2 tRNA genes and 1 rRNA gene are annotated in these 404 nt (G+C 50.7%); all 3 read left to right on the plus strand.

Annotated elements, in window-relative coordinates:
* Positions 1–10 precede the first annotated feature (10 nt).
* The 3 genes from rrf (at position 11) to CBG10_RS10030 (ending at position 347) form a co-directional block, all read left to right on the plus strand.
* Positions 11–127: ribosomal RNA gene (gene rrf, locus CBG10_RS10020) — 5S ribosomal RNA — on the plus strand.
* Positions 128–176: 49 nt separating this feature from the next.
* A tRNA-Ser gene (locus tag CBG10_RS10025) sits at positions 177–268 on the plus strand.
* Between the two features lie 7 nt (positions 269–275).
* Positions 276–347, plus strand: a tRNA-Glu gene (locus CBG10_RS10030).
* The last annotated feature ends 57 nt before the right edge of the window (positions 348–404 follow it).

Genomic DNA, 404 nt, shown 5'->3' on the forward strand with positions numbered 1-404 from the left:
GGACAAAGAGTGTGGTGATGATGGCTTGAAGGATACACCTGTACCCATGCCGAACACAGAAGTTAAGCTTCAACACGCCGAAAGTAGTTGGGGGATCGCTCCCTGCGAGGATAGGACGTTGCCACGCAAAATCAAGCTTTGGCACCTGGTCTTAATTGTGCCAGGGCTTGGATATTGGAGAGTTGTCCGAGCTGGCCGAAGGAGCATCATTGGAAATGATGTATACGGGTTAAAGCCTGTATCAAGGGTTCGAATCCCTTACTCTCCGTTGTTATGACCCGTTAGTCAAGTGGTTAAGACACCAGCCTTTCACGCTGGTATCGTGGGTTCAAATCCCGCACGGGTCACTTTTGGAGGATTAGCTCAGTTGGGAGAGCATCTGCCTTACAAGCAGGGGGTCACAG

Origin of the sequence: Limosilactobacillus reuteri (genome assembly GCF_002254085.1) — a bacterium.
In the GTDB taxonomy this organism is placed as follows: domain Bacteria; phylum Bacillota; class Bacilli; order Lactobacillales; family Lactobacillaceae; genus Limosilactobacillus; species Limosilactobacillus reuteri_K.